Raw genomic sequence first — 24081 nt, 5'->3', positions numbered from 1 at the left:
ATTTAGAAGGATTTTGCCCGTGCGCCGGCTCAGGATTGCCATCGGACTACTCGCCAGCTTGCTGTTGCTTGGCCTTGCCCTGACAGCCACGGCGAACACAGCCCCTACCGGCACGCACAGCTGGTCCTATCTGGTCGACGCCAGCGCCCGCCTGGGCCTTGAAGAAGTCCGCGCCCAGCGCCAACAGTTCAAACCCCTCAGCAAACAGTCCTTTACTTTCCCGCCCAGTGATCACGCTGTCTGGCTGCGTGCCGAGTTCGCACCGCAGCAGCAACCCGCCTGGCTGTGGATCTTTTCACCACGGGTGCAGTACCTCGATTACTACCTGCTGAGAGACGGTGTGCTGGAGCAGAACCTGCACACCGGCGAGGCCATGCCGCTGGATTCGCGACCGCTGCCGTCGCGCTTCTACCTGATGCCGTTGCCGAATGACGGCCAGGCCCGCGTCGCCTATGTCCGCCTGACCTCCAACCACCCGCTGATGACCTGGTTCAAGGTCATGGATCAAGCCGAACTGGTCAGCCTGGAAAAGCCCGCCTATCTCTACGGCATGCTCTTCGGCGCCCTGCTGCTGCTGACCCTGTACAACCTCATCCGCTTCATCTACAGCCGCAGCGCCAGTGGTCTGTGGCTGGCCGGGGTGAACATCGGCCTGGCCGTGTGCTCGTCGGCCAACCTCGGCATCTTCGCCCAATGGCTGCCCAGCCTGGGCTACAACCAGTCACTGATCGCCGACCTCTCTGCCCTGTTCGCCGCCTTCAGCGCCCTGGCTTTTGGCCTGAGCTTCATGCACGGCACGCCAGTACAGCACAGCCCCCTGAACCGCCTGCTGCGGGGTAATGCTCTACTGCTCCTGGGCTATGCGCTGTGCATCGTCGTCACCGGTCTGTTCTGGTACAGCTCGCTGGTCTACCTGCTGGTGGCCCTGAGCGCGATCAACCTGTTGCTGGTGAGCGGCCTGCACTGGCGCGCCGGTTATCAGCCGGCACGCCTGATCGCCTTAGGCATGCTGGTGTTCAACATGGGCTTCGGTTTCTTCGTGCCGGTACTACTCGGCTTCGATCAGCTCAATCCGGGCTGGCTGGTGCTGGGCGTATTCAGCGTTGCCACTCTGGCCGGTCTGATCCTCAGCGTGTCGCTGACCGAGCGGCAGCGGCAGATCCAGCGCGACACCCTGCAGGAAAGCACCGCCCTGGCTGCCAGCAGTGCCGAGCTGAAAGCCAAGGCTGAGTTCCTGGCCAAGATCAGCCATGAAATCCGCACGCCAATGAACGGCGTGCTGGGTATGACCGAGCTGCTGTTGGGCACGCCGCTGTCGGCCAAGCAGCGCGACTACGTGCAGACCATCCACAGTTCGGGCAACGAGCTGCTTACCCTGATCAACGAAATCCTCGACATTTCCAAGCTCGAGTCCGGGCAGATTGAACTGGACGATGTGCAGTTCGACCTCGGCGCGCTGATCGAAGACTGCCTCGACATCTTCCGCGCCAAGGCCGAACAACAGCGCGTGGAGCTGATCAGTTTCATCCAGCCACAGGTGCCACGAGTGATCAGCGGTGACCCGACGCGCCTGCGCCAGGCTCTGTTGAGCCTGCTGGATAACGCCTTCAAGCAGACCGACGAGGGCGAGATTCTTCTGGTCGCCGCCCTCGACAGCGGCGACGGTCAACATCGTCTGCGCGTCGCCGTACAGGACAGCGGTCGTCCACTGCTGCCGGAGGAGCGCGACGCCCTGCTCAACACCGAACTGCAGAGCCGCGACTTCCTCTCCGCCACCCGCCTGGGCGGGCGCCTCGGCCTGATCATCGCGCGCCAGTTGGTGCGTCTGATGGGCGGCGAGTTCGGCATCCAGGGCAGCGGCAACCAGGGCACCACACTGTGGCTGACCCTGCCGCTGGATGCCGCCCGCCTGGAACAGCCAGAAGCCGACCTCGACAGCCCGTTGCAAGGCGCGCGCCTGCTGGTGGTGGACGACAACGACACCTGCCGCAAGGTACTGATGCAGCAATGCAACGCCTGGGGCATGCAGGTCAGTGCAGTCCCTTCCGGCAAGGAGGCGCTGGCGCTGCTGCGCACCAAGGCGCACATGCGCGAGTACTTCGATGCGGTGCTGCTCGACCAAGACATGCCCGGCATGACCGGTATGCAGCTGGCCGCCAAGATCAAGGAAGATCCGAGCCTCAACCATGACATCCTGATCATCATGCTTACCGGCATCAGCAACGCGCCGAGCAAGGTGATTGCACGCAACGCCGGGATCAAGCGCATCCTGGCCAAGCCGGTGGCCGGCTACACGCTCAAGACCACCCTGGCCGACGAACTGGCCCAGCGCCCCAACGATACCCCCGCCCAGGCAGCGCCTACTCCGGTCAGTACACCACTGAACGTGCCGGCCGACTTCCGCATTCTGGTGGCCGAAGACAACAGCATCTCGACCAAGGTGATTCGCGGCATGCTCGGCAAGCTCAACCTCAAGCCGGACACCGCCAGCAACGGCGAGGAAGCCCTCAGTGCGATGAAAGCGCAGCCCTACGACCTGGTGCTGATGGATTGCGAAATGCCGGTGCTCGATGGTTTCTCCGCCACCGAACAGCTGCGTGCCTGGGAAAAGAGCGAGAAACGCCCGCGTACACCGGTGGTGGCACTGACCGCGCATATCCTCAGCGAACACAAGGAGCGCGCACGTGCCGTCGGCATGGATGGCCACATGTCCAAGCCGGTGGAGCTGTCACAACTGCGCGAGCTGATCGAGCACTGGATCGCCGAGCGCGAGCTGCGCCGCCAGCGTGATGCGCTGCCACACTGATAGTCTTCTTTACCTTCACTGCCTTTCTGCGAGCCTGCCGCCATGGCGTCCGAGTTGTTCAGCCTGTACCTGAAGATGCTGGTGCTCTACAGCCCCTTCTTCGTCCTCTCCTGCTTCATCGGCCTCAGCCGCGGCTACACCCTCAAGGAGCGCAAGCGCCTGGCCTGGAAAGTGGCGCTGGCGACGCTGATCGCCAGCGTGCTGCTGTACCTGTTCGGCAAACACATCTTCACCCTGTTCGGTATCACCATCGACGCCTTCCGCATCGGCGCGGGATCGGTGTTGTTCATCTCCGCCCTCGGCATGGCCCAGGGCAAATCGGCGGTGCAGAGCGATAACGTACAGCAGGACGTGACCATCGTCCCGCTGACCATCCCCCTGACCGTCGGCCCCGGCACCATCGGTGCCCTGCTGCTGATGGGCGCCAGCCAGCCGCACTGGGACGACAAACTGGTGGCCGTGGCAGCGATCTTCCTCGCCAGCCTCACCGTGGGCGTGGTGCTGTACCTGTCCAACCAGTTCGAGCGCCTGCTCGGCGACCAGGGCCTGCAGATCGTCAGCCGTTTGATGGGGCTGTTCGTTTGCGCCCTGGCGGCGCAGATCATCTTCACCGGGGTGAAGAACTACCTGGTGCTCTGAAACCCCGGTACCTGACGAACGCCTGCACCAACGTCCAGGGCAGGCTGTTCGCAGCAATCGTGTCTAACACTCCCCCGGCAATCCGCAAACGAGCAGCGATGCGCCCTGCATCGCCTGCAACGCGAAGATTTTCTCCAGGCGCACTTAGGCCGTGCCTGGCAGGGTCGTCTGCGGATATTCGCCCGGTTCGACGCGCTCGAACTCGAAGCGGCGCGCCGTCCCTGCTAGCGCCCCACGAATGAACACCTGCCTGCACCGCAGGCGCTGATTCGCACCTGGATGGTGCGAAAGACAGGGCATCGGCGTTGCCGCCTCACCCTCGGCGCAACCGTTCACGGCCAATCACCGGCAATCACGAAAAGCCCCGCGTACACCACAAAATCCACGCGCAGGCGCGTATTGCGGGGCGGCTGCACCGCGTCCAGACGCAGCGTATCGAGCTGAGCGGCGCCGGCGATCCTGACTCATCGTACGGAAGAGGCACAGCAATTGCTGAAGGGCCTTATAGAGGTCAGCAAGGCAGGGGGCATTTACTCGACTTGCACAGGCGACACGGCGCTTACCGGCGCGTAGAGCCGATGCCGGTGCAGCCAGGCCATGACCTTAACGCATGACCAATAACAACGCTGTCCACTTACTCAAAATGAGAATGGAGAACGCACCATGCAACGTCGCAGCCTGATCAAGGCCTTTACCCTTTCCGCTTCCATCGCCGCCATGGGCCTGAGCTGGTCCATCCAGGCCGCCGAGACCATCAAGGTCGGCGTCCTGCACTCGCTGTCCGGCACCATGGCCATTTCCGAAACGTCGCTGAAAGACATGGCGCTGATGACCATCGACGAGATCAACGCCAAAGGCGGCGTACTCGGCAAGCAGCTTGAAGCAGTGGTGGTTGACCCGGCATCGAACTGGCCGCTGTTCGCCGAGCGTGGCCGTCAGTTGCTGACCCAGGACAAGGTCGCGGTGACCTTCGGCTGCTGGACCTCGGTATCGCGCAAATCCGTGTTGCCGGTGTACGAAGAGCTCAACGGCCTGCTGTTCTACCCGGTGCAGTACGAAGGCGAAGAGATGTCGCCGAACGTGTTCTACACCGGTGCAGCGCCAAACCAGCAGGCGATCCCGGCGGTGGAATACCTGCTCAGCGAAGACGGCGGCGCCGCCAAGCGTTTCTTCCTGCTCGGCACCGACTACGTCTACCCGCGCACCACCAACAAGATCCTGCGCGCCTTCCTCAACAGCAAGGGCATCGCCGACAAGGACATCGAAGAGGTCTACACCCCCTTCGGTCATAGCGACTATCAAACCATCGTCGCCAACATCAAGAAGTTCTCCGCTGGCGGCAAAACTGCCGTGGTTTCCACTGTGAATGGCGACTCCAACGTACCGTTCTACAAGGAACTGGCCAACCAGGGCTTGGAAGCCACCGAAGTGCCGGTGGTGGCCTTCTCCGTGGGTGAAGAAGAACTGCGCGGCATCGATACCAAACCGCTGGTCGGCCACCTCGCGGCCTGGAACTACTTCCAGTCCGTGGAGAACCCGGTCAACGAGAAGTTCGTCGCCGACTGGAAAGCCTACGCCAAAGCCAAGAAGCTGCCGAACGCCGACACCGTGGTGACCAACGACCCGATGGAAGCCACCTACGTGGGCATCCACATGTGGGCGCAGGCCGTCGAGAAAGCCGGTACCACCGACGTCGACAAGGTGCGTGAAGCCATGGCTGGCCAGGAGTTCGCGGCGCCGAGCGGCTTCACCCTGAAGATGGACGAGAAGAACCACCACCTGCATAAGCCGGTAATGATCGGCGAGATCCAGGATGACGGTCAGTTCTCCGTGGTCTGGGAAACCGAAGGCCCGATCCGCGCCCAGCCGTGGAGCCCGTACATCGAAGGCAACGACAAGAAAGCCGATACCCCGGTGAAGTCGAACTAAGGCAAAAGCCCCTCTCCCGCATGCGGTAACCACAGCTCGTCAATGAGTTGCAGTGCCGCTTGTCTCCCCTCTCCCGCTTGCGGGAGAGGGGCGGGGAGAGGGTCGCCGTAGCCCGGATGCAATCCGGGAAGCTCGCCCCGGACGTCATCCGGGCTATGCCAAGGACACCCTTATGCCCACTGCCCTTACCCGAATTCTCCTGAGCCTGCTGCTGTTGCTGCCACTGGCGGCACAGGCTGGCGAGGCCGACGACTTCGTCGCTGCCAACGCCAGCAAACAGGCCAAACTGCTGCAGGACTGGGCCGCCACGCCCAGCACCGAACGCATGCCACTGCTGCAAGCTCTGCAGCAGGGCCGCGTCGGCAGCGATGCCGACAAACGTGCCTTCATCGAACAGGACGGCACCTGGCAAGCCGCTGATGGCGACGCCGAAGCCAATGGCACGCCACGCAAACTGCGCCTGAACAACCGCCTGCGCGGCTTGGTCACCTTCGCCGTGGCCAGCCATCAAATGCTCGATCACGACGCCACTATACGCCTCGCTGCCGCCAAGCAACTGCAACGCAACACGCCGCCAGCGTTGCTGCCCTTGCTGGAAAGCCGCCTGAGCATGGAAGCAGACGAGAACGTGCGTGACGCCATTACCCTGGCCCTGGCCAATCTGCAGCTGGAGGCCAGCGACCCAGCCGTGCGCCTGGCTGCCGTGGAGCGTCTGGGCAAGACCGGCGACCCGCTGGCCCGCACGCGCCTGCAAAGCCTGCTCGATGGCGAAGAAAGCGATGCCACCGTGCGCGCCGCTGCCGAGCAGAGCCTGGCCCAGGTGAAGAACAAACTGCTGATCGGCGAACTGCTCGGCCAGGCCTTCAGCGGCCTGTCGCTTGGCTCGATCCTGCTGCTCGCCGCCCTCGGCCTGGCCATCACCTTCGGTCTGCTCGGGGTGATCAACATGGCCCACGGCGAAATGCTGATGCTGGGCGCCTACACCACCTACGTGGTGCAGCTGAGCTTCCAACGCCTGGCGCCCGAATACCTCACGCTCTACCCACTGGCCGCGTTGCCGATCGCCTTTGTGGTCACGGCCTGCATCGGCATGGCGCTGGAGCGTACGGTGATCCGCCATCTCTACGGTCGCCCGCTGGAAACCCTGCTGGCCACCTGGGGTATCAGCCTGATCCTGATCCAGCTGGTACGCGTCACCTTCGGCGCGCAGAACGTCGAAGTGGCCAACCCGGCCTGGCTGTCTGGCGGCATGCAGGTGCTGCCGAACCTGGTGCTGCCGTACAACCGCATCGTCATCATCGGCTTCGCCTTGTTCGTCGTGGTCCTGACCTGGCTGCTGCTGAACAAGACGCGCCTGGGCCTGAACGTGCGCGCGGTAACCCAGAACCGCAACATGGCAGCCTGCTGCGGCGTGCCCACCGGGCGCGTGGACATGATGGCCTTCGGTCTCGGCTCGGGCATCGCCGGCCTCGGCGGCGTGGCCCTGAGCCAGATCGGCAACGTCGGCCCGGACCTCGGCCAGAGCTACATCATCGACTCCTTCCTGGTGGTGGTGCTCGGCGGCGTCGGGCAACTGGCCGGTAGCGTGCTGGCGGCCTTCGGTCTGGGCGTGGTGAACAAGTTCCTCGAACCGCAGATCGGTGCGGTGCTCGGCAAGATCCTCATCCTCGCGCTGATCATTCTGTTTATCCAGAAACGCCCGCAAGGCCTCTTCGCTCTCAAAGGACGGGTGATCGACTGATGACAATGCCACTCAATCAAACGTTGCTGGCCCGCGCCAGCGCCAAGCTCGGCCCGCAGGTTTCGCTGGCCATCGGCCTGCTGGTGCTGGCCGTGCTGCTGGCCATGCCGCTGCTGCACCTGTTGCCGGCCGACCATGCTCTGCACGTCTCGGCCTATTCGCTGACCCTGGTGGGCAAGATCCTCTGCTACGCCATAGTCGCCCTGGCGCTGGATCTGGTCTGGGGCTACGCCGGCATGCTGTCGCTGGGCCACGGTCTGTTCTTCGCCCTCGGTGGCTACGCCATGGGCATGTACCTGATGCGCCAGAGTGCCGGTGACGGCCTGCCAGCGTTCATGAGCTTCCTCGCCTGGAGCGAGCTGCCCTGGTACTGGTACGGCACCTCCAGCTTCCTCTGGGCGATGTGCCTGGTGGTGCTGGCGCCCGGCCTGCTGGCCCTGGTGTTCGGCTTCTTCGCCTTCCGCTCGCGGATCAAGGGCGTGTACTTCTCGATCATGACCCAGGCGCTGACCTTCGCCGGCATGCTCCTGTTCTTCCGCAACGAAACCGGCTTCGGCGGCAACAACGGCTTTACCGGCTTCACCCGCATCCTCGGCTTCGACATCACCGCGCAGAGCACTCGCGCGGCGCTGTTCTTCGCCACCGTGGTGTTGCTGGTGGGCAGCCTGTACCTGGGCTTTCGCCTGGCACGCAGCAAGTTTGGCCGCGTGCTCACGGCCCTGCGTGACGCCGAGAACCGCCTGATGTTCTGCGGTTACGACCCACGCGGTTACAAGCTGTTCATCTGGGTGCTGAGCGCGGTGCTGTGCGGCCTGGCCGGCGCGCTGTACGTGCCGCAGGTGGGCATCATCAACCCCAGCGAAATGGCACCGACGCAGTCCATCGAAGCCGCCGTGTGGGTCGCCCTGGGCGGTCGCGGCACGCTGATCGGCCCGCTGCTTGGCGCCGGCCTGGTCAACGGCATGAAGAGCTGGTTCACCGTGGCCTTCCCGGAATACTGGCTGTTCGCCCTCGGTGCGCTATTCATCGTCGTCACCCTGTTCCTGCCACGCGGCGTGGTTGGCCTGCTGCGCAAGGAGAAGGATCAATGAAAGCCACTCCGGTACCTGAAACCATGCTCGAAGCCGCTTTCGACCCCACCGGCCTGGCGCTGGACACCGGCAAGAACGTCGGCAAGGGCGTCAACGTCCGCCATGGCACCATCCTCACGCTGGAAGATATCAACGTCAGCTTCGATGGTTTCAAGGCGCTGACCAACCTGACGCTGTACATCGGCGTCGGTGAGCTGCGCTGCATCATCGGCCCGAACGGCGCCGGTAAAACCACAATGATGGACGTGATCACCGGCAAGACCCGCCCGGACAACGGCGTGGCCTACTTCGGCGAGCAGTACGACCTCACCACCATGAGCGAAGTGCAGATCGCCCAGGCCGGCATCGGCCGCAAATTCCAGAAGCCGACGGTGTTCGAAGCACTGACGGTGTTCGAAAACCTGGAACTGGCGCAGAAGACCAACAAGTCGGTATGGGCAAGCCTGCGCGCCCGGCTCAGTGGCGAGCAGAAGGATCGCATCGAGGAGGTGCTGACCACCATCCGCCTGGAAGCCTCGCGCAACCGTCCGGCTGGCCTGCTCTCCCATGGCCAGAAGCAGTTCCTGGAGATCGGCATGCTGCTGATGCAGGAGCCGCATCTGCTGCTGCTCGACGAGCCAGTGGCAGGCATGACCGATGCCGAGACCGAGTTCACCGCCGAGCTGTTCAAATCGCTGGCACGCAAGCACTCGCTGATGGTGGTCGAGCACGACATGGGCTTCGTCGGCTCCATCGCTGACCACGTCACCGTACTGCACCAAGGCAGCGTACTGGCCGAAGGCTCGCTGGAACAGGTACAGAACGACGAGCGGGTGATCGAGGTTTATCTGGGTCGCTGACAGTCGGTGCGCACGGCGCACCCTACCCGGCGCGGTTTATCCCGTAGGGTGCGCCACGCGCACCGCATGCTTAAGGACATCGATATGCTGCAAGTCCAACAACTCCACCAGTATTACGGCGGCAGCCACATCCTCCGTGGCCTGTCGTTTGACGTGAAGGTCGGCGAAGTCACCTGCCTGCTTGGCCGCAACGGCGTGGGCAAGACCACCTTGCTCAAATGCCTGATGGGTCTGATCCCGGCCAAGGACGGTAGCGTGCAATGGGAAGGCAAACCCATCACCGCTTTCAAACCGCACCAGCGCGTACACGCTGGTATCGCCTACGTGCCCCAGGGCCGCGAGATCTTCGGCCGCCTGACGGTGGAAGAGAACCTGCTGATGGGCCTGTCACGTTTTCCCGGCAGCCAGGCCAAGGCCGTGCCGGAATTCATCTACGAGCTGTTCCCGGTGCTGCGCGAGATGAAGCATCGCCGTGGCGGCGACCTGTCCGGTGGCCAACAGCAACAGCTGGCCATCGGTCGCGCCCTGGCCAGCCAGCCACGCCTGTTGATCCTCGACGAGCCCACCGAAGGCATCCAGCCCTCGGTAATCAAGGAGATCGGCGTAGTGATCAAGAAGCTCGCCGCTCGCGGCGACATGGCCATCCTGCTGGTGGAGCAGTTCTACGACTTCGCCGCCGAACTGGCCGACCAGTACCTGGTAATGAGCCGTGGCGAGATCGTCCAGCAGGGCCGTGGCGAGAACATGGAAACCGAAGGCGTACGCGGGCTGGTAGCGATCTGATGCGGAACGTAGGGCGGGTGTAACCCGCCTGATCCATCCAGGGAGCGTCAATTGGTGGGCTGAAGCCCACCCTACGGCAGGCGAGCGATTTGTAGGGTGGGCGACGCCTCACCCGCCCACCAACCAGTTACTCGGCGAAATCCGCCCCCTCGCGCAGCAACTGGCGTTTCACGCTCTCAAGATGCAGGTGCGCGCTTTCGGCGTTGCCCTGCAGCATCTGCCGGCACGCCGCACTGGCAATCGCCGGTGCCACGGCCTTCAGCGGCCGACCGCTGGCCATGGCCTTGAGCTGCACCTCGGCAGCGCGCTCCAGGTAGTAGAGATCGTCCCAGGCTTCGGCAATGCTCGGCCCCAGTACCAACGGGCCGTGGTTCTTCAGCATCACCACATCGGCATCACCTGCCGCGCGGGCGATGCGCTCGCCCTCGGCATCATTCAGCGCAAGGCCCTGATAATCCTCATCCACCGCCAGACGCTCGTAGAACTTCAGCGCGGTCTGCCCGGCCCAGACGAAGGGCTCGCCCTCCAGCATGCACAGCGCCGTGGCGTTGGGCATATGGGTGTGAAAGGCTGCCGTAGCGCGTGGGTTGAGGCGGTGCAACTGGGCATGAATAAAAAACGCCGTGGCCTCCGGGCGGCCCTCGCCCAGCACCACGCGCCCGTCAAAATCGCAGATCAACAACGACGAGGCCGTGACCTCGGCAAAGGCCAGGCCATAAGGATTGACCAGAAACAACTCGGGCCGTCCCGGCACCACCACGGAAAAGTGATTGCAGATGCCTTCGCCCATGCCGAGCCGTGCCGCCATGCGAAAGCAGGCGGCCAGGTCGATACGTGCCTGGACGATCTCGGCGCTGTTCAGGCCCTCTGTGGACGCCAGCGGGGCGGTGTTGATTTCAAATGCGTGGGCCATGGTTTCACTCCTGAAAACGGATGCCTCCAGCCTAGCCTTTGCACACCAGGCGCCTAGGGACAGTTGCCCGATATCGGCGAGCCAGACGCGCTGACCCAGCCATTTCCGGCATCTGGCCCTACGGCACACGGCCGCTTTGTTCCTATGGTGCAGCCATCCGCAACGACCAGCCCGAGGTCATCATGAGCACACCGATCAGCAACCAGTACGTCCACGATCTGGATCGCCAGCACGTCTTCCATTCCTGGTCGACCCAGGGCGCCCTCAACCCGCTGGTGATTGCCGGCGGTGAGGGCTGCACCCTGTGGGACTACGACGGCAAACGCTACCTCGACTTCAGCAGCCAACTGGTCAACACCAATATCGGCCACCAGCACCCGAAGGTGATCGCCGCCATTCAGGAACAGGCCGGTAGCCTGGTTACCATCGCCCCGGCCACCGCCAACCTGATGCGTGGCGAAGCGGCCAAGCGCATCCTCGCCCGCGCGCCGGCTGGTTTCTCCAAGGTGTTCTTCACCAACGCCGGCGCCGATGCCAACGAGAACGCCATGCGCATGGCGCGCCTGTACACCGGTCGCGACAAGATCCTTTCCGCCTACCGCTCCTACCATGGCAGCACCGGCGCGGCCATCGTCGCCACCGGCGACCCACGCCGCGTGCCCAACGAATACGCCCGTGGCCACGTGCACTTCTTCAACCCCTACCTGTACCGCAGCGAGTTCAATGCGGCGAACGAAGAAGAAGAATGCGCGCGTGCCCTGCAGCATCTGCGCCGGGTCATCGAGTGCGAAGGGCCGGGCGCCATCGCCGCGATACTGCTGGAGAGCATTCCCGGCACTGCCGGCATCCTCGTACCGCCAAAAGGCTATATGCAGGGCGTGCGCAAGCTGGCCGACGAGTTCGGCATCATGCTCATCCTCGATGAAGTGATGGCCGGCTTCGGCCGCACCGGCGCCTGGCTGGCGCTGGAGCACTTCGGCGTGGTGCCGGATCTGATCGTCTTCGCCAAGGGCGTCAACTCCGGTTACGTCCCGGCCGGCGGCGTGATGATTTCCAAGCCGATCTGCGAGCACTTCGACAATCACTTCTTCCCTGGCGGCCTGACCTACTCCGGCCACCCGCTGGCCATGGCCGCCATCGTCGCCACGCTGGATGCGATGAGTGAGGAAGGCATGGTGGAGAATGCCCGTGACATCGGCGCCCAGGTGCTCGGCCCAGGCCTGCAGAAGCTGGCCGAGCGCTACCCGATGATCGGCGAGGCCCGAGGTGTGGGCCTGTTCTGGGCGCTGGAGTTCGTCAGTAATGCCCAGAAGAAGACGCCGATGCCGGCACCGGTGATGCAGGAAATGAAGGCCGCGCTGACCGCGCGCGGGCTGCTCAGCTTCGTGGTGGAAAACCGCATCCACGTGGTGCCGCCGTGCATCGTCAGCGCCGCGCAGGTAAACGAGGCGCTGGCGATCTTTGATGAAGTGTTCGCCCTGTTCGCGCCGCGCTTTGTCTGATAACCGTTGCGGCTAAAGCCCCTCCCACAGAGTCACGGAGCATTTGTGAGAAGGGCTTTAGCCGCGACCGCTCTTCACAACCCCGACAGCACCTCACCCAGTTTCTGCACCCCCGGTCTTATGCGCTCGGCATCGATAGCATGGAAACCCAGACGCATGAAGTTGGTCGGCGCTGCACACTCGCCAAGGAAGAACTGCGCCCCGGACTCGATCAACACGCTCTGCTGCGCCGCCGCCCAGGCCAGGCGCTGGGTATCGACACCGCGTGGTGCCGCCAGCCAGCAGGAGCTGGCACCTGGGCTGCCCATGGGCTGGCAATCGCTCAGGTCACTGCGCAGCGCCTGGTAGAGCAGCTCGCGGCGGCGGCAATGTTCCTCGCGAAAACGCCGCAGGTGCGCGTCGTAATGCCCCTGGGCGAGGAAGTCGGCGAGCATGCGCTGGTTGTTCAGCGGCGGGTGGCGGTACATCAGCCGGCGCAGGGCACGCAGTTCGTCGATCAGCTCGGCGTCGGCCACCATGTAGCCGATGCGCAGCCCCGGCGAGAAGGCCTTGGACAGGCTGCTCAGATAGATCACCCGGCCGCTGCTGTCGCTGGCCTTGAGCGCCGGTAGCGGGTGGTTGTCGAGGTTGAATTCGGCGTCGTAGTCGTCCTCGATCAGCACCTGGTCGTGCTCGCGAATCTGCCGCAGCAGTTGTTCACGCCGTGCCGCGCTCATCGCCACGCCGGTGGGCACCTGGTGCCCCGGCGTCACGTAGAGGTACTGGCAGTCATCCAGACGCCGGTCCACCACCAGGCCCTGATCGTCGACATCCTGCAGGTGCACCTTGGCGCCGTGAATGTCGAAGATGCTCGCCGCATCGCGAAAGCCAGGGTTCTCCACGCCAACGCGCACACCGCGCGCCATCAGCAGGCTGGCCAGCAGATAGAGCGCGTTCTGCGAACCGAGGGTCACCAGAATCTCGTCGGCTCGCGCCCAGATACCGCGTTTGGGCAGCACGCGGGTGCGCAGCTGCTCGATCAGTTGCTCATCGTCACGGTCGAAACGGTCGCCCAGCCACAGCTGGTCGCGCTCACCGCTGAGGTTCTTGCGTGATACCTCGCGCCAACGCTCCAGCGGGAACAGCTCGCTGATCGGCTGACCGTAGATGAAGGGGTAGGTGAAACGGCTCCAGTTGCTCGGGCGCAATACGCCGTGCTTCAAACTGGGCTGCATGCGAAAGCGCGCGGCCCAATCCGGGGCAGTGGCGGCGCTGCTGTCGTCGGACGGTTCCGGTTTTCGCAGCGGCGTCATGCGCAATACGGCATCGGTCTGCCCGCAGTAATCGGGGTGCAGGTAGTAACCACTGCGCGGGCGGCTGACCAGGTAGCCGTTGTCGAGCAGGCTCTCGTACACCAGCGCCACGGTATTGCGCGAGACCGACAACTGCTGGGACAGCTTGCGGCATGACGGCAGTGGCTCGTCGGCCGGGAAACCGCCGCCAAGAATGGCCGACACCAGCGACTCGCGAAGCTGCTCCTGAAGGCCGCGCTGACGGTCGAAATCAAGGTGGTAAAAGTGGTCGATCATGGCGCCCTCCAACAGCCAAACAACCCTGTGATGTAGCAAGTAGCGCGCCACTGTCGCTGGCCAGAACAAAGGCCGGAACTGCCCCTATCGCCGGCTCGTCAGGCGTCTCTAAGGTGAAAACCAAACCGCCGCCGAGCGGCCTGGACAACCCTTGTCGACACCTCTGGAGCACGCCCATGAAGCCATCGAAAATCGATTCCAAACCCTTCGGCCTGCTGCGCAAGCTGGCCCTGGCCAGTTGCCTGGTCGGCGCCTCGCTGAGCGCCCACGCCGACCTCGACGACATCAAGTCCAAGGGCGTGATGACTGTTGCCACCGAGGATGACTACGCGCCGTTCAACTTCATCGTCGACGGCAAGCCGGAGGGGTTCCACAAGGAGCTGTTCGAGGACCTGAAGACCTATGCCAAAGCGCAGGGCTTCGACGTGAAGCAGGAAATCCTGCCCTGGACCGGTCTGCTCGCCTCGGTTTCGTCCGGCCAGTACGACATGGCCTTCACCGGCGCCCTGGTCACCGACGATCGCCTGCGCGTGTTCAACTTCGCCCCGCCCTTCGCCTCGGCGCAGCACTTCTACGTCAAGCGCGCAGGCGACGACCGCCTCAGCGATATCGCCAGCCTGTGCGGCAAGACCGTCGGCCTGCAGGCCGGCAGTGCCCTGCTCGCGCGCCTGCCAGAGCTGAAGAAGATGATGGCTGACAAAGGCTGCGAGATCGGCACCGTGACCGAATACCCGTCCTACCCGGAGGCCTACGCCGACCTGGCCAACGGTCGCCTGGACTACGTGATCAACGCGCTGATTTCGGTCAACGACCTGGTCAAGACCCGTGGCGATACCTTCGCCAAGGGCATTGCCGTGTCCGGTGATGGTTTCGCCGCCTGGCCGGTACCGAAGAACAGCCCCGAGCTGCTGGAGTTCCTCACCGGCTTCATGACCGAAGTTCGCGACAGCGGCCGACTGGCCGAGCTGCAGACCAAGTGGTTCGGCGAAGCCTTCCCGGCCATGCCCAAGGAGCCGATCACCAAGGTCGAGCAGTTCCACGAACTGGCCGGCATGTGACAGCGGGCTGCGCCCACGTCTCTGACATGGCCGCATAGGGTGCGCCGCGCACCGGCGTAGATGGTGCCGCGCGTCGATACACAGGGCGCACCCTACATGCTCATCGCCAACGCACTGCCGTCTATCAGGGCCAGCTCTGGCCCTGACCTTGCTTGCAACATCCCATCCCTTTCCCTGGAGCCCGACATGAACGGACAAGCCTGGTTATTGCTGCTCGAAGGCGCCTGGACGACTCTGTGGATCTCCTCGATCGCCATTGCCCTGGGCGTCGTCATCGGCCTGGGTATCGCCCTGCTGCGCATGGCGCGCATTCCCTTCGTGGAACAGGCGCTGGTGCTCTACGTGAGCCTGGCTCGCGCCACGCCGCTGGTCACCCTGGTGCTGTTCATCTTCCTCTCGGCGCCGACCTTCGGCCTGGCCATGGATCGCAACACGGCAGCGATTCTCGCCCTCACCCTGAACACCGCGGCCTTCAACGCCGAGGTCTGGCGCACGGCGTTCATCAGTTTCTCCCGCGAGCAGAAGGAAGCGGCGCTGGCCTGCGGCATGACCAATGGCGTGTTCTTCCGTCGCATCATGCTGCCGCAGATGATAACCAGCAGCCTGCCCGGCCTGGTCAACGAGATGTCCTTCCTGATCAAGAGCAGCCCGGCCATCGCGGTAATCGGCATCGTCGATCTGACCCGCGTGACCAACCGCATCAGCGCCGTGACCTACGAGCCGCTGCCACCGATTCTCGCCGCTGCCCTGCTGTACATGCTGATCATCGGCGTGCTGCTCAAGGTGCAGGCTATCGCCGAGAAAAAAGCCAACCGACTGGCCATGTGAGGACGCCACCATGACCGAATGGAGCATCATCTGGGAGGCGCGCGACGCCTTCCTCAACGGCGCACTCAACACGCTGATCCTGTTCGTCCTGTCGGTGCTGGCAGCCTTCGTCATCGGCTGTTTCAGCGTCTACCTGCTGGAGGCCCGCAACTGGCTGTCGACGCTGCTGCGCGGGGCGATCAATCTGATGCGCATGCTGCCCTTCCTGGTGCTGGCCTACCTGCTCTACTACGGCCTGCCGGCGCTCGGCATCAAGCCCAGCGCCTGGGGCGCGGGCCTTGTCGCGCTGGCCATCTATCACGCGGCGTACTTCGCCGAGATCTTGCGCGGCGCACGCCTGGTGCTGCCGCTCGGCCAGGTCGAGGCGGCCAAGGCTCATGGCTTTCGCCCCGCTCGCCTGTATTGGCGGATCATCCTGCCGCAACTGGTGATCCGCACCCGTCCGCTGCTCGGCAATCAGCTGATCTACGCACTCAAGGACACCGCCTTTCTCACCATCATCACCGTGCAGGAACTGACCGCCGCAGCCAATTCGGTGCAAGCCACCTACTTCATCCCCACCGAGGCGTTCATCGTGGTCATCGCCCTGTACTGGATCATCAGCATCTGCCTGGAACTGGCGCTCAAGTGGGCGAGCCGGTTCGGTGCCACACGAGGTTTTGAACATGCCTGACGTACCTGCGGTACAGATCGACAATCTTTCCAAGAGCTTCGACGGCGTCGAGGTACTGCGCGACATCTCGCTGACCGTGAACAAGGGCGAGGTGGTCAGCGTGCTGGGCTCCTCCGGCTCGGGCAAATCCACCCTGCTGCGCTGCATCAACTGGCTCGAAGAACCGGATCGCGGCAGCATTCATATCGCCGGCCAGCGCATCGGTGTGGATGCCCAGGGCAAGCGTATGAACAACCGCGACCTGGCGGCGATTCGCGCGCGTACCGGCATGGTGTTCCAGAGCTTCAACCTGTGGCCGCACCTGAACGTGCTGCAGAACGTCATGGAAGCACCGATGCAGGTGAAGAAGATGCGCAAGGACGAGGCCCGCGCCATCGCCCAGACGCTGCTGGAAAAAGTCGGCATGGAACAGAAGGCCGAGGCCTTTCCCTACACCCTCTCCGGTGGGCAGAAGCAGCGCGTGGCGATAGCCCGTGCCCTGGCCATGAGCCCGGAGGTGATCCTGTTCGACGAGCCGACCTCGGCACTCGACCCGGAGCGGGTCGGTGAAGTGCTGACGGTGATGAAGAATCTCTCCAGCGAGGGCTACACCATGATCGTGGTTACCCACGAAATGGAATTCGCCCGCGCGGTGTCGGATCAGGTGGTGTTCCTGGAAAAGGGCCTGCTGATCGAGAAATCCGCCCCGGAGAAGTTCTTCACCAACCCGGAAACCGAACGCGTGCGCAAGTTTCTCGAACTGTCCGCATGAATCCGCGACCAGCTGTGGAGCGCGGCCTTTAGGCCAAGGTTTTACACTGGCACACCGCAGCAAAAGGACTGCTCGAGCTGCGCCCGATAGAGGGTACAGGAGCAGGCCATGAACCCTGATAGCAAAACGAGGTTATCCATGAGCAAGGTGGCATTCATCACAGGCGCGACATCCGGTTTCGGCCGCGCCACGGCAGGACGTTTCGCCGAGGCCGGCTGGGCCCTGGTACTCAGTGGCCGACGCATGGAGCGCCTGGAAGAACTGAAGGCCGAACTGCAGGACAAGGTGCCGGTGCACATCGCTGCGCTCGACGTACGTGATGCCGCCGCGGTGAAAGCGCTGGTCGACGGCCTGCAGGCACCCTTCGACCGTATCGACGTGCTGGTCAATAATGCCGGTCTGGCGCTGGCCCCGGAAGCCGCGCAGAAGGTTGCCCTGCAAGACTGGCACACCATGATCGACACCAACGTCACCGGCCTGGTCAACGTCAGCCACGCCGTGCTGCCGAAGCTGCTGGAAATCGGCAAGGGCACCAGCATCATCAACATCGGCTCGGTGGCCGGCGAATGGCCCTACCCGGGCGGCCACGTGTATGGCGCCACCAAGGCCTTCGTCAAACAATTCAGCTTCAACCTGCGTTGCGACCTGGTATCGACCGGCGTGCGCGTCACCGACATCGCCCCCGGCATGGCCGAAACCGAATTCACCCTGGTACGCACCAAGGGCAACCAGGCTGCCTCCGACGCGCTGTACGGCACTACCACACCGCTGACCGCCGAAGATATCGCCGAGCAGATCTTCTACGTCGCCACCCTGCCGGACCATATCAACATCAACCGTCTGGAAATCATGCCGAGCCGCCAGGCCTGGTCGCCCTTCGCCGTCGACCGCGATTGAAGGTCATAGCTCACCGTAGGGCGGGTGCAACCCGCCAGACCACCCGTGTCTGGTGATGCCCCTGCCCTACACGCACAACACCCGCAACAGACTCCCCAGCGACAGCAGCACCAGCAGCCCACCGACCAGCACCCGCAGCGGTAACGGCTGCCAGCGCGGATGCAGCCACTGGCCAAGCAGGTTGCCGGCCAGCGCCGGCAATGCCAGTTCCAGCGCCAGCCGCCACAACGCGCCGCTCAGCACACCCGCAAGCCCCAACCCGATCAGCGCAGCGCCACTGCTGGCGAGGAAGAACAGCACCGCCGTAGCGCGCAACTGGCGCGCATCGAGGCCACTGCGCAGCAGGTAGATCATCAAGGGCGGGCCGCCAGCCGAAGCCATGGTAGTCGCCAGCCCTGATGCCAGGCCCGCCAACCAGGCCATGCCCTGGCTCACCGGTGTGGCAACGGACGGCCGCCATAACACTATTATGCCCCCGCACAGACAAAGCACCGCCACCAGCGGCGCCATGATGTGCGCCGGCAGCCACAGCAACAGCCAGGCCCCCAGCGGCACCGCCAGCAGCACGCCGACCAACAGACGCCCCAGCACGCGCCCATGCACGACACGCAGCGCCGCCGGCCACAGTGTCACGCTGCAGGCCACATCGAGAATCAGCGCCACCGGCACCGCTTCCGCAGGCGGCAGTCGCAGCATCAGTCCGAGCGCCATCAACATGGCGAAACCGAAGCCGCTATAGCCGCGCACCAACCCGGCGGCAAAGGCGATAAAAGTGAACATGAGCGCTCCGCACGAATCGACGCCCCACTCTAGAGCCGGCCAGGCTCGAGAAGGCAGAGCCAGATACGGCAGTGCGACTGGCCACCGCCGCAAACAGCGTAATGCGCACCGAATTGGTTCAGGGCACGCCTCTTGCTTGCCCACTCGGTCAACTATCCTGCGGAACCGCTGCCTCAACATGAATCTGCCTGCCGCCCTGTTCACGCCAAGCTGGCCTGCCGAGCTGGAGCTGGCCTACGCGCGCCACGGCGAACGCACCACTCCAGTGCAGAGACGCCACCTAGGTCCATTAAGAGTGCAGAAGCACCTGTATGCCGAAGGCCCGGAGGTGTGCCAGCACATCATCGTCCACCCGCCCGGCGGCATTGCCGGCGGCGACGTTCTGGACATCAGCGCCCATGCCGGCGAGAACACCTGGGTGCAGCTCACCAGCCCAGGCGCGGCCAAGTGGTATCGCGCGGCCGGGGTCGCTCGGCAGGATCTGCGCCTGCGCGTCGACGCTGGCGCGACCCTGGAATGGCTGCCGCAGGAAACCATCATCTATGCCGGCGCCCAGGCCGAACTGCACACGCAGATCGAGCTGCACGGCGATGCTCGTCTGTTCTACTGGGACATCGTCGCTCTCGGCCGACCCGCTGCCGACGAGCGCTTTGCCAGCGGCCACTTCCAGGCCGCGCTGGACATCCGCCGCGATGGCAAGCTGCTGTGGCACGAGCGCCAGCGCGTGAGCGGCGGCGACGGCCTGCTCGACTCGCCCATCGGCCTCGACGGCCAGCCGGTATTCGCCACCCTGCTGATCAGCGCCGATGTAGACAGTGATTTACTGGAACGCTGCCGGGAGCTGAAGATCGACGGTGTACGCGGTGACCTCAGCCAGATTTCAGGCCTGCTTGTAGCGCGCTGCCTGGCCAGTGAAGCACTCAAGGCACGTGCCTGGCTGATCGAGCTCTGGCGCCTGCTGCGCCCGGCGTTGCTGGGGCGCGAGGCACGCCCACCCCGTATCTGGAGCACATGACGGCGGATGTAAAAAGCGACATCCGCCCTACCCCACGACGCATTCCGGCGATGCCTGGCATACGCCCCAATGGAGTAACACGATGGATCTGAGTCCACGCGAGAAAGACAAGCTGCTGATCTTCACCTCCGGCCTGGTGGCCGAGCGCCGCCTGGCGCGCGGAGTCAAGCTGAACTACCCGGAAGCCATGGCTTATATCTCCGCGGCCCTGCTCGAAGGCGCACGCGACGGCCAGACCGTGGCCGAATTGATGCACTTCGGCACCACCCTGCTGACCCGCGATCAGGTGATGGAAGGTGTGCCGGAGATGATCCCGGAGATCCAGATCGAAGCCACCTTCCCTGACGGCACCAAGCTGGTGACCGTGCACCAGCCGATTGCGTAACTCATGAGTAATTCCATAGTCGACGCTGGCGAAGCCGACCTACCCGGCATCATGGCCATCTACAACGACGCGGTGCAGCACACCACGGCGATCTGGAACGAGACCCTGGTGGATCTCGCCAACCGCCGCGCCTGGCTGGCCGAGCGCACTGCAGCGGGTTTTCCCGTGCTGGTCGCACATGACGCCGCCGGCGAGGTAGTCGGCTACGCCAGCTACGGCACCTGGCGCACCATCGAAGGTTTTCGTCAGACCGTCGAGCACTCGGTCTACGTACGTGCCGACCAACGCGGCCAGGGCATCGGCCCGGCGCTGATGCAGGCGCTGATCGAACGCGCCCGCGCCGCCAACCTGCACGTCATGGTCGCCGCCATCGAGTCGGAAAATGCCGCCTCGATTCGCCTGCACCAACGCCTCGGTTTCGTCACCACCGGGCAGATGCCCCAGGTCGGCCGCAAGTTCGGCCGCTGGCTGGATCTGACTTTCATGCAACTGATTCTGGAGTGAGCACCCCATGATTCCCGGCCAATACCAGATTGCCGACGGCGAGATCGAGATCAACGCCGGTCGCCGCACCCTGACCCTGTCCGTAGCCAACAGCGGCGACCGGCCTATCCAGGTCGGCTCGCACTACCACTTCTTCGAAACCAATGACGCCCTGCTGTTCGACCGTGCCAGTACTCGCGGTATGCGCCTGAATATCCCGGCCGGCACTGCCGTACGTTTCGAGCCGGGGCAGAGCCGTGACGTGGAGCTGGTCGATCTGGCCGGTGCACGCCGGGTGTTCGGCTTCGCCGGCCGGGTGATGGGCGATCTTTGAGATACAAATTTTCGTAGGGTGCGCCATGCGCACCACGAGCAACGCGGATAACGACGGTGCGCACGGCGCACCCTACGGGACGAGCCAATGAAGATCAGCAGACAAGCCTACGCCGACATGTTCGGCCCCACCGTCGGCGACAAGGTGCGCCTGGCCGATACCGACCTGTGGATCGAAGTGGAGAAGGACTTCACCACCTACGGTGAAGAAGTGAAATTCGGCGGCGGCAAGGTGATCCGTGACGGCATGGGCCAGGGCCAGCTCTGCGCCGCCGACGTGGTCGACACGCTGATCACCAACGCGCTGATCATCGACCACTGGGGCATCGTCAAGGCTGACGTCGGCCTCAAGGACGGGCGCATCGCCGCCATCGGCAAGGCCGGTAACCCGGATATCCAGCCGGACGTGACCATCGCCATCGGTGCCGGCACCGAAGTCATCGCCGGTGAAGGTATGATCCTCACCGCTGGCGGCATCGACACCCATATCCACTTCATCTGCCCGCAGCAGATCGAAGAAGCGCTGATGAGTGGGGTGACCACAATGATCGGCGGTGGCACGGGCCCGGCCACCGGCACCAACGCCACCACCTGCACCTCCGGCCCCTGGCACATGGCGCGCATGCTGCAGGCCGCCGACGCCTTCCCGATGAACCTGGGCTTTACCGGCAAGGGCAACGCCTCGCTGCCCGAGCCGCTGATCGAGCAGGTGAAAGCCGGCGCCATCGGTCTGAAGCTGCACGAAGACTGGGGCACCACCCCGGCGGCCATCGACAATTGCCTGAGCGTGGCCGACCAGTACGACGTGCAGGTGGCGATCCACACCGACACCCTGAACGAATCGGGCTTCGTCGAAACCACCCTCGGCGCGTTCAAGGGCCGCACCATCCACACCTATCACACCGAGGGTGCTGGCGGCGGCCACGCCCCGGACATCATCAAGGCCTGCGGCTTCCCCAACGTGCTGCCGTCCTCGACCAACCCGACGCGGCCGTTCACCAAGAACACCATTGACGAGCATCTGGACATGCTCATGGTCTGCCATCACCTCGACCCGAGCATCGCCGAGGACGTGGCCTTCGCAGAATCGCGTATCCGCCGCGAGACCATCGCCGCCGAGGACATCCTGCATGACCTCGGCGCGTTTTCCATGATCAGCTCCGACAGCCAGGCCATGGGCCGCGTCGGCGAGGTGATCACCCGTACCTGGCAGACCGCCGACAAGATGAAGCAGCAGCGCGGCCCGCTGCCCGAAGACGCACCCGGCAACGACAACTTCCGCGCCAAGCGCTACATCGCCAAGTACACCATCAACCCGGCGATCACCCATGGCATCAGCCACGAAGTGGGCTCCATCGAAGTGGGCAAGTGGGCCGACCTGGTGCTCTGGCGCCCGGCCTTCTTCGGCGTCAAGCCGACGCTGATCCTCAAGGGTGGCGCAATTGCCGCCAGCCTGATGGGCGACGCCAACGCCTCGATCCCGACGCCACAACCGGTGCACTACCGACCGATGTTCGCCAGCTACGCCGGCAGCCGCCATGCCACCAGCATCACCTTCATCAGCCAGGCGGCGTTCGACGCCGGGGTGCCGCAGCAGCTCGGTTTGCAGAAGCAGATTGGCGTGGTGAAGGGCTGCCGCGAGGTGCAGAAGACCGACCTGATCCACAACGGCTACCTGCCGAACATCGAGGTCGATCCGCAGAACTATCAGGTTAAGGCTGACGGCCAGTTGCTCTGGTGCGAGCCGGCCGAAGTGCTACCGATGGCGCAGCGGTATTTCCTGTTCTGAGTTGTCTGGCGGGTTTCACCCGCCCTACGGGGTAGGCGATTGCCCGCCTGCGCAAAACGCCTGGTTTGTTTTGGCATCCTTGGCGGGTTGCACCCGCCCTACGGGTAGGTGATTGCTCGTCTGCGCGAACCTGTAGGGCGGGTGCAACCCGCCAATTTATTCTCCGGTTCATTCCCCTACACCCAGCTCATCAAGGCTCGCATCCCCGCCCCAATCGACGGGGTAAACGCCCTACTTCACCCGACGATGAAACGACGACCAGGGCCAATCCCGCACACGCGTCACCAGCCCATGCTTGAGCGGGTTGCCGTGCAGGTAGTCGAAGTGCCTGGCGTAGTCGTCCTCGTCACGAATCAGATGCTCCCAGAAGCGTTGCTGCCAGAGCGTGCCCTGCCCCTTTGCCTGGCGTCGCCCGCTCAACAGATCGGCAAGCAGGTAAGTCTTGCCACACGCATGGGTGACATGCCGCTTGATCAGTCGCCAGCGATTGGAGAAGTCCATGTCATCGGGCGGTAAACGCCAAATGCCGTGCAGGTGATCGGGCAGCAATACGCAGGCGTCGATGACGAAGGGCTGGGTCAGGCGCACCGTCTGGATCGCCTCGCGCAGAGCCTGGCGAATATCGGGATGGGTCAGAATCGGCTGGCGCCGCTCGGTGACGAGGGTGAAGAAATAGATGCCGCCAGGAACGGCGGCGCGACGGTAGTCGGGCATGGCAACGTCCTTGTTGCAGATGTGATAGGTGGCGGGTTTCACCCGCCCTACGCTCATGTGTAGGGCGGGTGAAACCCGCCGTTACCATTGAGGCTAGCCCATTCAGGAGGCCTGCTTCATCTCGTCGTAGGCACTGAGGTAATCACCAGCCAGTTGCTGCTTCTCCTTGTCGCTAAGCAGCTTGCCGGCCATCTGGAAGAAGGTGTGCTCCTCCTCCTTGAGGTGATGTTCGACCTTTTCCGCAAGGGCCTTGGCTTGCGCCAGCCAGCTGGGGCTGCTGGGGTCGGTCTCTTCCAGGTCCTCGATCATTTCGTCCATCTGGTGATGCTCGGCAATCGCGTGGCGCGACAGGTCGACGCCTGCGTCCTGCTGCATCAGGGGAATATAGAAATGGCGTTCTTCGGCCACCGAGTGCACGGCCAGTTCCTGCTTGAGCTGAGAGAACAAGGCGTGGCGCTCGGCGCTGTCCCCTTGGGTAGCGATCAGTTTCTGCGCCAGTTCGCGCTGGATGTCGTGGCTGATGCGTAAGGCTTCGAAAATCGTCATGCAAGCACCTCTTCCTGA

Annotated in this window: 22 protein-coding genes and 1 pseudogene; 18 read left to right on the top strand and 5 right to left on the bottom strand. The window is 63.9% G+C overall.

Annotated features, from left to right (window positions below; all coding sequences use genetic code 11):
* The first annotated feature begins 19 nt into the window (after nucleotides 1-19).
* From AAEQ75_RS12100 to urtE, 7 genes are all read left to right on the top strand, one after another.
* Complete coding sequence (locus tag AAEQ75_RS12100; RefSeq protein WP_343348996.1) at nucleotides 20-2806, top strand: hybrid sensor histidine kinase/response regulator; 2787 nt, start codon at nucleotides 20-22, stop codon at nucleotides 2804-2806.
* Between the two features lie 42 nt (nucleotides 2807-2848).
* Nucleotides 2849-3445: a MarC family protein gene (locus AAEQ75_RS12095; protein ID WP_343348994.1), complete on the top strand. Its 597-nt coding sequence runs from the start codon at nucleotides 2849-2851 to the stop codon at nucleotides 3443-3445.
* A gap of 663 nt (nucleotides 3446-4108) precedes the next feature.
* Nucleotides 4109-5374 (top strand): urea ABC transporter substrate-binding protein, encoded by a 1266-nt coding sequence (gene urtA, locus AAEQ75_RS12090; protein WP_059390392.1) that lies wholly within the window; start codon nucleotides 4109-4111, stop codon nucleotides 5372-5374.
* Nucleotides 5375-5546: 172 nt separating this feature from the next.
* The gene (gene urtB / locus AAEQ75_RS12085) at nucleotides 5547-7115 is read left to right on the top strand and encodes an urea ABC transporter permease subunit UrtB (protein ID WP_343348990.1); all 1569 of its coding nucleotides are present in this window, start codon (nucleotides 5547-5549) and stop codon (nucleotides 7113-7115) included.
* A complete protein-coding gene (gene urtC, locus AAEQ75_RS12080) occupies nucleotides 7115-8206 on the top strand; it encodes an urea ABC transporter permease subunit UrtC (RefSeq protein ID WP_099522643.1) in 1092 nt (363 codons plus the stop codon). The genes urtB and urtC overlap by 1 nt, the downstream gene beginning before the upstream one ends.
* Nucleotides 8203-9045, top strand: a complete 843-nt coding sequence (gene urtD, locus AAEQ75_RS12075; protein ID WP_041976655.1) for an urea ABC transporter ATP-binding protein UrtD — start codon at nucleotides 8203-8205, stop codon at nucleotides 9043-9045. Before urtC ends, urtD begins: the two co-directional genes overlap by 4 nt.
* Nucleotides 9046-9129: 84 nt before the next feature.
* Complete coding sequence (urtE, locus tag AAEQ75_RS12070; RefSeq protein ID WP_099522645.1) at nucleotides 9130-9828, top strand: urea ABC transporter ATP-binding subunit UrtE; 699 nt, start codon at nucleotides 9130-9132, stop codon at nucleotides 9826-9828.
* Nucleotides 9829-9955: 127 nt separating this feature from the next.
* On the opposite strand, the gene AAEQ75_RS12065 is transcribed toward urtE, so the two are convergent.
* Nucleotides 9956-10741, bottom strand: coding sequence for an aldolase (locus AAEQ75_RS12065; protein ID WP_343348985.1), 786 nt, complete (start codon nucleotides 10739-10741; stop codon nucleotides 9956-9958).
* 182 nt (nucleotides 10742-10923) lie between these two features.
* Here AAEQ75_RS12065 and AAEQ75_RS12060 point away from each other — a divergent pair, with 182 nt between their 5' ends.
* Complete coding sequence (locus AAEQ75_RS12060) at nucleotides 10924-12243, top strand: aspartate aminotransferase family protein (protein WP_343348983.1); 1320 nt, start codon at nucleotides 10924-10926, stop codon at nucleotides 12241-12243.
* A 74-nt stretch (nucleotides 12244-12317) separates the two neighbouring features.
* On the opposite strand, the gene AAEQ75_RS12055 is transcribed toward AAEQ75_RS12060, so the two are convergent.
* On the bottom strand, nucleotides 12318-13811 hold the full coding sequence (locus tag AAEQ75_RS12055; RefSeq protein WP_343348981.1) for a PLP-dependent aminotransferase family protein: 1494 nt from the start codon (nucleotides 13809-13811) through the stop codon (nucleotides 12318-12320).
* 176 nt (nucleotides 13812-13987) lie between these two features.
* Between AAEQ75_RS12055 and AAEQ75_RS12050 the strand changes: the two genes are divergently transcribed.
* From AAEQ75_RS12050 to AAEQ75_RS12030, 5 genes are all read left to right on the top strand, one after another.
* Nucleotides 13988-14869 (top strand): transporter substrate-binding domain-containing protein, encoded by an 882-nt coding sequence (locus tag AAEQ75_RS12050; RefSeq protein ID WP_343348979.1) that lies wholly within the window; start codon nucleotides 13988-13990, stop codon nucleotides 14867-14869.
* Nucleotides 14870-15055: 186 nt separating this feature from the next.
* Nucleotides 15056-15697 (top strand): amino acid ABC transporter permease, encoded by a 642-nt coding sequence (locus tag AAEQ75_RS12045; RefSeq protein WP_017678737.1) that lies wholly within the window; start codon nucleotides 15056-15058, stop codon nucleotides 15695-15697.
* A gap of 10 nt (nucleotides 15698-15707) precedes the next feature.
* Entirely contained in the window at nucleotides 15708-16370 is a 663-nt protein-coding gene (locus AAEQ75_RS12040) for an amino acid ABC transporter permease (protein ID WP_343348976.1), read from the top strand.
* Nucleotides 16363-17121: an amino acid ABC transporter ATP-binding protein gene (locus tag AAEQ75_RS12035; RefSeq protein ID WP_316913937.1), complete on the top strand. Its 759-nt coding sequence runs from the start codon at nucleotides 16363-16365 to the stop codon at nucleotides 17119-17121. The genes AAEQ75_RS12040 and AAEQ75_RS12035 overlap by 8 nt, the downstream gene beginning before the upstream one ends.
* A 138-nt stretch (nucleotides 17122-17259) precedes the next feature.
* Nucleotides 17260-18018, top strand: a complete 759-nt coding sequence (locus AAEQ75_RS12030; protein ID WP_343348972.1) for an SDR family NAD(P)-dependent oxidoreductase — start codon at nucleotides 17260-17262, stop codon at nucleotides 18016-18018.
* A 66-nt stretch (nucleotides 18019-18084) separates the two neighbouring features.
* On the opposite strand, the gene AAEQ75_RS12025 is transcribed toward AAEQ75_RS12030, so the two are convergent.
* Nucleotides 18085-18798, bottom strand: coding sequence for a sulfite exporter TauE/SafE family protein (locus AAEQ75_RS12025; RefSeq protein ID WP_343348970.1), 714 nt, complete (start codon nucleotides 18796-18798; stop codon nucleotides 18085-18087).
* A 178-nt stretch (nucleotides 18799-18976) separates the two neighbouring features.
* Here AAEQ75_RS12025 and AAEQ75_RS12020 point away from each other — a divergent pair, with 178 nt between their 5' ends.
* From AAEQ75_RS12020 to ureC, 5 genes are all read left to right on the top strand, one after another.
* The gene (locus AAEQ75_RS12020; RefSeq protein ID WP_343348968.1) at nucleotides 18977-19813 is read left to right on the top strand and encodes an urease accessory protein UreD; all 837 of its coding nucleotides are present in this window, start codon (nucleotides 18977-18979) and stop codon (nucleotides 19811-19813) included.
* Between the two features lie 82 nt (nucleotides 19814-19895).
* Complete coding sequence (ureA, locus tag AAEQ75_RS12015) at nucleotides 19896-20198, top strand: urease subunit gamma (RefSeq protein WP_256836128.1); 303 nt, start codon at nucleotides 19896-19898, stop codon at nucleotides 20196-20198.
* 3 nt (nucleotides 20199-20201) lie between these two features.
* Complete coding sequence (locus AAEQ75_RS12010; protein WP_343348965.1) at nucleotides 20202-20702, top strand: GNAT family N-acetyltransferase; 501 nt, start codon at nucleotides 20202-20204, stop codon at nucleotides 20700-20702.
* A gap of 7 nt (nucleotides 20703-20709) precedes the next feature.
* Nucleotides 20710-21015: an urease subunit beta gene (locus tag AAEQ75_RS12005; protein ID WP_343348963.1), complete on the top strand. Its 306-nt coding sequence runs from the start codon at nucleotides 20710-20712 to the stop codon at nucleotides 21013-21015.
* 87 nt (nucleotides 21016-21102) lie between these two features.
* Nucleotides 21103-22803, top strand: a complete 1701-nt coding sequence (gene ureC / locus AAEQ75_RS12000) for an urease subunit alpha (RefSeq protein ID WP_343348962.1) — start codon at nucleotides 21103-21105, stop codon at nucleotides 22801-22803.
* A gap of 234 nt (nucleotides 22804-23037) precedes the next feature.
* Here ureC and AAEQ75_RS11995 read toward each other — a convergent pair.
* A pseudogene (locus AAEQ75_RS11995) lies at nucleotides 23038-23517 on the bottom strand (REP-associated tyrosine transposase); the annotation flags it as partial.
* A 102-nt stretch (nucleotides 23518-23619) separates the two neighbouring features.
* Nucleotides 23620-24063, bottom strand: a complete 444-nt coding sequence (locus tag AAEQ75_RS11990; RefSeq protein WP_343348958.1) for a hemerythrin domain-containing protein — start codon at nucleotides 24061-24063, stop codon at nucleotides 23620-23622.
* Nucleotides 24064-24081: the final 18 nt, after the last annotated feature.

The organism is Pseudomonas sediminis, assembly GCF_039555755.1.
Classification (GTDB): domain Bacteria; phylum Pseudomonadota; class Gammaproteobacteria; order Pseudomonadales; family Pseudomonadaceae; genus Aquipseudomonas; species Aquipseudomonas mendocina_D.
Note: the sequence above shows the minus strand (reverse complement) of the source record. Positions and strands in the feature narration are given on the sequence as shown.

What these genes read in the sequence shown, in the direction of transcription:
- AAEQ75_RS12095 (WP_343348994.1), top strand. Translation starts at nt 2,849, where the DNA reads ATGGCGTCCGAGTTGTTCAGCCTGTACCTGAAGATGCTGGTGCTCTAC.
- urtA (WP_059390392.1), top strand. Translation starts at nt 4,109, where the DNA reads ATGCAACGTCGCAGCCTGATCAAGGCCTTTACCCTTTCCGCTTCCATC.
- urtB (WP_343348990.1), top strand. Translation starts at nt 5,547, where the DNA reads ATGCCCACTGCCCTTACCCGAATTCTCCTGAGCCTGCTGCTGTTGCTG.
- urtC (WP_099522643.1), top strand. Translation starts at nt 7,115, where the DNA reads ATGACAATGCCACTCAATCAAACGTTGCTGGCCCGCGCCAGCGCCAAG.
- urtD (WP_041976655.1), top strand. Translation starts at nt 8,203, where the DNA reads ATGAAAGCCACTCCGGTACCTGAAACCATGCTCGAAGCCGCTTTCGAC.
- urtE (WP_099522645.1), top strand. Translation starts at nt 9,130, where the DNA reads ATGCTGCAAGTCCAACAACTCCACCAGTATTACGGCGGCAGCCACATC.
- AAEQ75_RS12065 (WP_343348985.1), bottom strand. Translation starts at nt 10,741, where the DNA reads ATGGCCCACGCATTTGAAATCAACACCGCCCCGCTGGCGTCCACAGAG.
- AAEQ75_RS12060 (WP_343348983.1), top strand. Translation starts at nt 10,924, where the DNA reads ATGAGCACACCGATCAGCAACCAGTACGTCCACGATCTGGATCGCCAG.
- AAEQ75_RS12055 (WP_343348981.1), bottom strand. Translation starts at nt 13,811, where the DNA reads ATGATCGACCACTTTTACCACCTTGATTTCGACCGTCAGCGCGGCCTT.
- AAEQ75_RS12050 (WP_343348979.1), top strand. Translation starts at nt 13,988, where the DNA reads ATGAAGCCATCGAAAATCGATTCCAAACCCTTCGGCCTGCTGCGCAAG.
- AAEQ75_RS12045 (WP_017678737.1), top strand. Translation starts at nt 15,056, where the DNA reads ATGAACGGACAAGCCTGGTTATTGCTGCTCGAAGGCGCCTGGACGACT.
- AAEQ75_RS12040 (WP_343348976.1), top strand. Translation starts at nt 15,708, where the DNA reads ATGACCGAATGGAGCATCATCTGGGAGGCGCGCGACGCCTTCCTCAAC.
- AAEQ75_RS12035 (WP_316913937.1), top strand. Translation starts at nt 16,363, where the DNA reads ATGCCTGACGTACCTGCGGTACAGATCGACAATCTTTCCAAGAGCTTC.
- AAEQ75_RS12030 (WP_343348972.1), top strand. Translation starts at nt 17,260, where the DNA reads ATGAGCAAGGTGGCATTCATCACAGGCGCGACATCCGGTTTCGGCCGC.
- AAEQ75_RS12025 (WP_343348970.1), bottom strand. Translation starts at nt 18,798, where the DNA reads ATGTTCACTTTTATCGCCTTTGCCGCCGGGTTGGTGCGCGGCTATAGC.
- AAEQ75_RS12020 (WP_343348968.1), top strand. Translation starts at nt 18,977, where the DNA reads ATGAATCTGCCTGCCGCCCTGTTCACGCCAAGCTGGCCTGCCGAGCTG.
- ureA (WP_256836128.1), top strand. Translation starts at nt 19,896, where the DNA reads ATGGATCTGAGTCCACGCGAGAAAGACAAGCTGCTGATCTTCACCTCC.
- AAEQ75_RS12010 (WP_343348965.1), top strand. Translation starts at nt 20,202, where the DNA reads ATGAGTAATTCCATAGTCGACGCTGGCGAAGCCGACCTACCCGGCATC.
- AAEQ75_RS12005 (WP_343348963.1), top strand. Translation starts at nt 20,710, where the DNA reads ATGATTCCCGGCCAATACCAGATTGCCGACGGCGAGATCGAGATCAAC.
- ureC (WP_343348962.1), top strand. Translation starts at nt 21,103, where the DNA reads ATGAAGATCAGCAGACAAGCCTACGCCGACATGTTCGGCCCCACCGTC.
- AAEQ75_RS11990 (WP_343348958.1), bottom strand. Translation starts at nt 24,063, where the DNA reads ATGACGATTTTCGAAGCCTTACGCATCAGCCACGACATCCAGCGCGAA.